We start from the raw sequence: 8,914 nt of genomic DNA, 5'->3' as shown, positions 1-8,914 counted from the left end.
GCTCAAATTTCAATTGCGATAGTGGCTCATTTTTAAGTTACCATATACATATATGGAAATTTTACAGGCAACGGGTAGAAAAAGAGAAACATATGAAGTCCATTTCACTTATTCTACTCTATGGGAATGTGCTCTTGGGATAGCCGCAGTAACGAATTCACGATTACTCAACACTTTAGAGAAACCAGCAAGTTATTGGAAAGAACTTAGAGGGTCATTCTCTGAAAATCTTAACCACCATTTAGATTACGTTGAAAAAAATAATACTTGGAAAGCATTATTACAATTGCTCCACCAACATGAAAGCAATACTCTGAATGAATTCTGTACTAATGTCAATTTATTACAAGGTACAAAGTTTAAATTTGCTTGTTTACCTTATATTGGTGAGAACTTCCAACACATAAGGGAAAAAGCTGCAACTGGAAATGAAAGTGCTATCATAGAGTTGCAACGGATAACGGGTGATAATGAATTTTTTCCTCAGTATATCGAATTCATAAGTAAAACCGACCCACAAAAACTTAAAGATCATTTAATTGAGGTTATGGCACTATGGTATGAGGTTGTGATAAGACCAGAATTAGAACGGACGACTCGAATTTTACGGACCGATTATGAATCTAAAAAGCACATGAAAGAAAAGATGTCTTCTGAAGAACTTGTCCAGTGGGCAACAGGTGGAATAAACTACCTTCCCGAGCCCAGTGTTCATAAGGTTTTACTCATTCCACAATATGTCTATCGTCCATGGGTTATTGAAGCAGATATTGAAGATACGAAAGTTTTCTACTACCCAGTAGCTAACGAAAGTCTTTCACCACATGATAAATATATGCCAAATAACTTTTTAGTACTAAAGCATAAGGCGTTAGGGGAAGAGATTAGACTTCGAATAGTAAAATTGTTATCGGAAAAGGACTATTCGTTACAGGAACTTACGGAACAGTTGAATATAGGTAAGACTACCATTCATCATCATCTGAAAATATTACGTGCAGCTAAACTGGTTGAAATAATCGAAGGGAAATATTCCTTAAAGGCAAATGCATTAGAATTACTCTTCAAGGAACTAGAACAGTACATCAAACAACGATGAAAGGGGAACTTATGAATTCTTCTCTATTTAAGAACCGTTCGTTTGTAGCTACATGGTTAGGAAATGGAATATCTGAACTTGGTGGAGCATTTGGTACCTTTTGTAATTCAATATTAATCTTTCAACTTACAGGATCAACTATGGCACTTGGTAGTATGTGGCTTTTGTATTATATACCATCACTGATTCTGCAACTTTTTATTGGTCCCTATATTGACCGTTGGAGTAGAAAATGGATAATGATACTCTCGCAATGGACAAGGGGGATTGTATTTATCTTACCGTTAGCTGCATTACTATCAGGAAACCTGGAAGTTTGGCAAATATATGCTGTTCAGTGTGTAGTTGGGTTAATCACACCATTTTATGTGCCTGCTAATCATGCAATCACGCCAACTATTGTAGAAAAAGAGGAATTACCATCAGCAAATGCATATATTGATGGAACAGTCCGTTTAATGACCTTTTTATCTCCAATAATAGCTGGAATAGTAATTGAGTATATTGGTGTTCATATTACCCTTATTTTTGTGAGTACTTTGCTAATCATGAGTGGTTTTACATTACTTTTTATCCAAGAAAATAGAAGTAATATAGAAGTGAGAAAAACATGGTTAGCCGATTTCACGGAAGGAATGTCTTTTTTCTTTTCTCAAAAAGTAATTGTTTGGTTAGGAGTTTTTTTAGCATTTGTTCAATTTGGAGTAGGAGTGACAATGGTTACAACTCTACCATACAGTACGCAAGAATTAGGCGGGACATATGCTGAATATGGGTATTTCATGGCTGGATTTCCTATTGGATACATAATAGGTGCTTTCTTAGTAACAAGAATTCAATATAAAAGTCGTAGATATCTTATGCTCGGTTCCCTTTTCATAGGGGGACTAACCTACGTTGCACTATGCTTTAATTATAGTATCCTTTTAGCAATAACAACAGAAACTATTGCAGGTATAGTAATGGCTGTTTTTAGCATCCATAATACAACTATTATCCAAAAAGTGGTTCCAAACGCCTTGATGGGTAAGGTATTTTCGGTTCGTTTGCTAATTATCAGGGGCGTTATGCCGTTGGGAGTACTTATTGGTGGTTTGTTAAGTGAAGTGTTTGGTGTAAGGCCATTGTACCTTTTGATTGGTTTATTAATTAGTATCGTTTCATTAGCAGGAATTTGTTTACCATATTTTAAATTTATTGATGGAAAGAGTAGTCAAGAAAAAATGGTTTCTTGAGAGAGGTATCTATTCAGGTATAAAAAGTGTTTGAGAAATTGATTTGATGGATGGGGAGATCCAACTACCCCACCAAGATTCAGCTGTGAAAAATGTGATGGAGAGATGCATCCGGAGTACTATAGAGGGATACATGGATATAAATATAAATTATCTGATGTTCTTTAGCCATGGCAAACGGAAAAGGACCGGGCATGGTTTTCGCCCTGTTTTTCTTAGTATGAGCCCTAACTAATCCCTCTGGATCTCTTTAAAGGTATTACAACATCTTCTGTTATCCTCAAACAACTTGAGCAATGGCTGCTTTACATGCTTTTTTCCTCCCGAGGAGTGTCCAAATCTTTTTCCTAAAAACCTTGAACGTTCTAAACGGCTGTAGACCGGGACTTTCCATAACATAAAGTATCCTTTTAAAAAAATAATCATAAATTATTTTTAATGAGGTGATTGCTATGGAAAGGTTGGCAGATTCCAACAAGAACGAAATCATACATCAGCTTTCTCAATTACGAAACGAGATTAATCGCTTCTTAATGGACTTTTCTGAAAGTCATCATATTGATATGGCAGATGCTAGCAAGCAAAACTTATGTGCATTTTTGGGTTTACAGAAACCTTCAAATCCAGTGCTTCATTCCAATTTAATAAAAGAAGGATTTTCATCTATACAGCAGATGAGTCCCCATATTTTATATTCATTGAATAAAATAATTAGCCATTTATCTCCCAATGATCAGCAATATGAAAATTATATTGATTTTAACAATGCCGTGTTCTTAAAAAAACAGCGTAACAAGGAGTTATTGGGAAAATCAGAAGAAGATCCCATTTCCATTATGGTTACTTTAGATAAAACGATGCTGGAGAGACCGGAGATTTTTAAAGAATTACTAAGGGCTGGGATGACGATTGCCCGAATAAACTTAGCCCATGACTACTCGGTATGGAAGCAGCTTGTTGAAAACGTTCGAGCCGCAGAAAAAGAGCTGAATGATGTAAAGTGCAAAATTTATGTAGATCTACCTGGTCCAAAAATTCGGGTGTTCGATTTTAGAAAAATCCAGGCTCCACTCGTAATCAATACAGAAAAAGACTCCCCGATTGGCTATTTAGTGAGCAATCAAGGTATAGTTCCTTCTATTCGACACGCTTTTAAAATTGAATTAAATATTAAGGAATTTATAGATATTACACCAGGGCAAACCATTCCTTTTACGGACGTCAAAGGAAGGAAACGATATTTCACCGTACTGGAAATGATAGATGCTACATGCCTGAAGGTTGAATTAAACAAAACAGCTATTTTGAATGAGGAAACCACTATAAAATTGGGGCATGATAATCATAGTAAAGTGACGAATCTACTCGAAAGGCAGCCGACCATTAAGGTTAAAAAAGGAGATATCTTAAGAATCTATAAAAGCCATGGCTATCATGGTAAACCAAAAAATAATAAACAACCAGCTTCAATTGGGATTACGATACCAGAGGCATTAAAAAATGTTAAGCCGAAAGACAGGGTTTTTTTTGATGATGGAAATATATGTGCAGCTGTATTGAACGTTACAGATACCTATTTGGATATAAAGATTACACTTACCAGAAAAAAGAGGGAAATAATTAAATCTGAAAAAGGGGTAAACTTTCCAGACTCACAGGTTTATTTAAATGTTCCGGCTATTACAGAAACGGATATTAGTATTTTACCAGAGATTGTCCCTTTTGTTGACTTAGTTGGAATTTCTTTCATTCATCAGCCAAATGATATTCGAATAGTAAAGAGATATTTAGATCAATATACAGAGAGGAATATCGGTGTCATTGCGAAAATAGAAACAAAACATGCTCTTCTTTCTTTATCTAAAATTATTCTAGAAGGGTTGAATTTAGATTTATTCGGTGTGATGATTGCCAGAGGGGATTTAGCAATCGAGATCGGCTATGAACAACTGGCGAATGTTCAAGAAGGAATCTTGGAGCTTTGCCAGGCTGCACATGTGCCGGTTATTTGGGCAACCAGTGTTCTTAACCAAATGAATAAGAAAGGCATACCACTCAGGGCGGAGATTACAGATGCCTTTATGGGATTACGAGCCGATTGTATTATGATGAATAAAGGCCCTCATATTTCCAGTTCAATAAAATTCTTGCAGCAATTGGATGAATTAAAGGAGGATCCATTGTTGAATATTAGAAATTCCATAATACCTTTTGCTCAATATGGGTTTTAATTATACTGAGAAACCTGTGAAAAAAATCATTAATAGTCTATAAATGCCCTGTTTTATTGAGAAATTTGTTAGGAGCCGAAAATAGGGTCCGACAAACAACCTCGGGTTGGGGATGCTAACCTTATTGGATAAGGGATCGAGAAAGCATTCAACACACAAATAAAAGGCTGAATCCTACTATTGGATTCAGCACAAGATCAGTCACCTTTAAAGTATTACGGGGACCGTACAATAAATTTTGAAATTAATCAGCGCCTTTCGTAATTGCGAGGAAGGTCTCTTTTACCATAAATAACGGTAATATTCTACACTCCCATTGGCATATCAATCAATGTAATTTCATTAGTTTGTTTTAGGGTGTTTTTCAATACTTGTTCAAATTCATTCAATTGTTGGGAGCTACCCTTAATATTGGAAGAGGTGGTAATGCACCAGAAGAAAAGCTTACACTGTTTGAAACGAATGAGCCTATAAAAATTGGAAGATTCATCGTTACCGTATTACCGTTAATCCACTCGGAACCAATCAAAATTAATGAGATAATGAAGATAGTAAATGTATCGATTAGGTTGGCTAACGTCCTTTGACGTAAAAAATTGTCGCTTCGCTGTCGAATAAGAGATAGCAAAGTGTTTGGGAGGAATACTTATGGATTATGATGTTATCGTTGTTGGGGCAGGACTGGCGGGACTTGTTGCCACTTCCGAATTGATCGGGGCGGGCAAAAAGGTTTTATTAGTAGATCAAGAATCCGAAGCATTTCTTGGGGGACAAGCGTGGTGGTCATTCGGTGGTCTTTTTTTAGTTGATTCACCTGAGCAACGGCGCCTTGGCATAAAAGACTCCTACGAGCTTGCGAGGCAAGACTGGATGGGAAGTGCCGGTTTTGATCGGGAAGATGATGAGGATCATTGGGCAAAACAATGGGCTGAGGCTTATATAGAATTTGCAGTTCACGAAAAAAGGGATTGGCTGCATTCGCTCGGTGTCCGTTTCTTTCCTGTTGTCGGGTGGGCGGAACGAGGGGGATATTTAGCGGAAGGACACGGCAATTCCGTGCCGCGTTTCCATATTGTATGGGGAACGGGCCCCGGCATTGTCCGACCGTTTGAAAAAATTGTTCGTGAGGGAATGCAAAATGGATTGGTTGACTTTCGACCACGACACCAGGTCGATGAGCTTTTGTCGAAAAATGGTGCCATAATCGGCGTGCGAGGATCAATCTTAGAACCGAGCGATGTAAAAAGGGGAGAAGCAAGTTCACGCGCCGTCATTGGAGAGTTTACATATGAAGCGCCTGCTGTCGTTGTATGCAGTGGAGGGATTGGTGCGAACTTTGATTTGGTAAAGGAGAATTGGCCGAAGCGTCTCGGAAATCCGCCGGAAAGAATGATATCGGGCGTTCCTGCGCATGTGGACGGACGGATGCTATCAATCACCGAAAAAGCCGGCGGACGTATCGTGAATAAAGATCGGATGTGGCACTATACGGAAGGGATTAAAAACTGGGATCCGATATGGCCCTTTCATGGCATTCGCATTCTTCCCGGTCCGTCATCCATATGGCTCGATGCGGTAGGGAACCGTTTTTCCGCCCCAAATTTCCCTGGGTTCGATACGCTTGGTACACTACAGGCAATTCAAGAAACAGGCTACGATTATTCATGGTTCATTCTAACCGCCAAAATCATCGAAAAGGAATTTGCATTATCAGGGTCTGAACAGAACCCTGATTTAACTGGGAAAAGCATTAAGAAAGTACTTTCGAGAGTAGTGCCAGGACCTCCGGCGCCTGTTCAAGCTTTTATGGATAAAGGGGAAGATTTCGTCGTTGCAAACTCATTGGAGAAGTTAGTACAAGGGATGAATGACATTACGGGAGATAGGAGATTGGACGTTGCACATATTGAACGGCAGCTGCTTGCAAGAGATCGCGAAATGGAGAATAAGTTCACGAAAGACCTTCAAATTACCGCCTTGCGAGGAGCCAGAAACTATATTGGAGATAAATTGATACGAGTGGCGAAACCGCATAAAATCCTGGATCCTAAAAATGGCCCGCTTGTAGCAGTACGGTTGAACATATTGACCAGGAAGACATTAGGCGGACTACAGACCGACCTCGAAGGACGAGTTATGAATCAATTTGGGGAACCTGTGCCCGGACTATTCGCTGCTGGAGAAGTTGCCGGATTCGGCGGTGGTGGATTGCACGGATATCGTGCATTAGAAGGGACTTTTTTAGGAGGATGTCTATTTTCAGGCAGGCAAGTCGGACGATCATTAAGCCAAAACTAAATGTAAGAAGAGCTGGATCTATGTCAATATTTAGGAACATTTAAGTTAATTTTTCTCATTGTGCTTTGAATACATATATGAAGGCTTGACTAGCTGCTCTGTACGTGTGGTGATTTGCGAAAGACGAAAGGTTAGTAAAACGCATTTCGTCAGGCAAAAGACTACCACACGCACCTCTCCAAGTAAAGCCGTGCACTAATGTCAATTTGTGCAATTATACTGCTTGATTATGCACTAAGTATTCCATCTCTTGCGGGGTTAGGTAATCGATCCCGTGTATTCTTTTACGGTTATACCAGCCCTCAATATATTTAAATAACTCTCCCCTCGCAGCGTTAAAATCTAGGTATTGGACGTGATTTACTTCCTCCTTCTTTAAAATCGCATGAAAAGACTCAATACAATCATTGTCATAGGGATTTCCCTTGTGACTGAAGGAATGCGTCATCTTATAGCTTTGAATCTTTTCTGCGAAGGAATCACTTGTATATTGTGAACCCAAATCAGAGTGGAATATGACGTCATTAGAGCGAATATGGCCATAGCCTTTTTTTAGGATTTCAAGCCCCTGTTTCAAGCGAAGGTTCTCTTTTTGGATGGCATCCACTTCTTTAGGAATAATCTCCTTGCCATTAGACCCTTCAATCGGTGTTAAATCTTTTACAGAACTTCCAGAATAATAAAGATCGATAATCATTTTGCGGAAATCATCGTTATACCGTTTACCATTATTTCTTGTACTCATTGGACACATCCTCCTTGAAATTCATTGAATAAAATTTAACTTAGATGTGTCCATGAAACTATACTAGCATCATTGTTTTTATTTTAGTTAGTTGTACAGGTCCTCCACAACCACTTTAAAACTATTATTTCAATAGGCTATTTTAAGACAAAAACGAATCCACAACTTTTTGAATTTCTCTTTTCCAAGCTGGCGCATGAGCATTTCTTGGGATTAAGCAAGAATCTAGTACTCTTCTAAATACTTTATTATCAAAACGACATGTCACATATTTTTCCATCATTAAAATAAATTGGTTCAGTGTAATCGGAACAATATTAATAAAGTCAGGTTCATCCCCATTATACCAAACCCCTATACGAAATGTTTCTGCTGTATTATTATCGATTGAACGTGCCATAAACAATCCGTATACAGGTTTACCAGTAGATTCTGCTATCTTTGCTTTTTCCTTTGCTACATGCCTTCTTACAGGTTCACCTTCAGCTGCTTCTTGACGGGAAGAAGTAGTTAATGTCACTTCAACAATTAATACATAGTCCTCAAATTCAAATATTAAATCTGGACCACCACCTGGAGCGCACCCCATAGGCAGGAAATCTTGATCAACTTTAAATCTTCTTGCTTCATGTGGTTCATTTACAAGCTCGTTTATAGCTAGAAATGCCTTCCAGACTGACCATTCCAAATAAGCTGGTTCATCTTCAATCTCTATATCATAAGAATCATCGATTGGCTGTTTATCAATCTTCTTTAGATATGCTATTGTTTCTTTTACTTTATCTTCTTCCGTTTGGGCTAATGCAAATTGCTTTTCAAGTACTTGTTGATATAACACTTCTAACCTTATACGTACTTGATTAAGTTCTGCTATTTCTTTAGTATCTGGAGATTCGGGAATTATTCCTTTATTCACCTCATTGGCGATTAGCAATTGCCTAAAACGATTAATTTCTTGTTTTGCAGTTTCTTCATTGTCAGTAGGTAATTCTGCACCTTTCCATAAATGAAGTAGATATTCTTTGCTATCTGCTACAGCAGTTTTCTTATTTTCAGCTAAAATAGAATTAACAATAGGGGCCTTTTTATCATTAATAACCAATCGTTTACCTTTGTGTGAGATCAACCCCGTTAAGCGAGGATATCTAAAGTTTACATCTGCATAATCCTTAATTGATGTACTTTTAACGCCACCAGCTGCTCCTAACTTTTTTAGTAACTCATTATCAACTTTTCTTTTTGCAACTCTACCAACTGCTGTAAACTAGCACATTATTCCAGGTCATCTATTTCAAACTAATTCAGC

Annotated in this window: 5 protein-coding genes and 2 pseudogenes; 5 read left to right on the top strand and 2 right to left on the bottom strand. The window is 38.0% G+C overall.

What is annotated here, in order from left to right:
• Positions 1 to 52 precede the first annotated feature (52 nt).
• The 5 genes from IEX94_RS19055 (at position 53) to IEX94_RS19035 (ending at position 6,863) form a co-directional block, all read left to right on the top strand.
• Entirely contained in the window at positions 53 to 1,099 is a 1,047-nt protein-coding gene (locus IEX94_RS19055) for an ArsR/SmtB family transcription factor (RefSeq protein WP_188859781.1), read from the top strand.
• Between the two features lie 11 nt (positions 1,100 to 1,110).
• Complete coding sequence (locus tag IEX94_RS19050; RefSeq protein ID WP_188859782.1) at positions 1,111 to 2,334, top strand: MFS transporter; 1,224 nt, start codon at positions 1,111 to 1,113, stop codon at positions 2,332 to 2,334.
• Positions 2,335 to 2,786: 452 nt separating this feature from the next.
• On the top strand, positions 2,787 to 4,565 hold the full coding sequence (locus IEX94_RS19045) for a pyruvate kinase (protein WP_188859780.1): 1,779 nt from the start codon (positions 2,787 to 2,789) through the stop codon (positions 4,563 to 4,565).
• 371 nt (positions 4,566 to 4,936) lie between these two features.
• Positions 4,937 to 5,152: a hypothetical protein gene (locus IEX94_RS19040; RefSeq protein ID WP_194461825.1), complete on the top strand. Its 216-nt coding sequence runs from the start codon at positions 4,937 to 4,939 to the stop codon at positions 5,150 to 5,152.
• Between the two features lie 61 nt (positions 5,153 to 5,213).
• Positions 5,214 to 6,863: an FAD-binding dehydrogenase gene (locus tag IEX94_RS19035; RefSeq protein ID WP_188859776.1), complete on the top strand. Its 1,650-nt coding sequence runs from the start codon at positions 5,214 to 5,216 to the stop codon at positions 6,861 to 6,863.
• A 214-nt stretch (positions 6,864 to 7,077) separates the two neighbouring features.
• Here the strand turns inward: IEX94_RS19035 and IEX94_RS19945 are convergent.
• Both IEX94_RS19945 and IEX94_RS19025 read right to left on the bottom strand, forming a co-directional pair.
• Positions 7,078 to 7,383, bottom strand: a pseudogene (locus tag IEX94_RS19945) (IS3 family transposase); the annotation flags it as partial.
• 367 nt (positions 7,384 to 7,750) lie between these two features.
• Positions 7,751 to 8,839 (bottom strand): annotated as a pseudogene (locus tag IEX94_RS19025) (AlwI family type II restriction endonuclease); the annotation flags it as partial.
• Positions 8,840 to 8,914: the final 75 nt, after the last annotated feature.

Origin of the sequence: Oceanobacillus indicireducens, from assembly GCF_014647195.1 — a bacterium.
Classification (GTDB): Bacteria; Bacillota; Bacilli; order Bacillales; family Amphibacillaceae; genus Oceanobacillus; species Oceanobacillus indicireducens.
The sequence above is the reverse complement of the archived record's forward strand: the minus strand, read 5'-3'. Positions and strand labels throughout refer to the sequence as shown.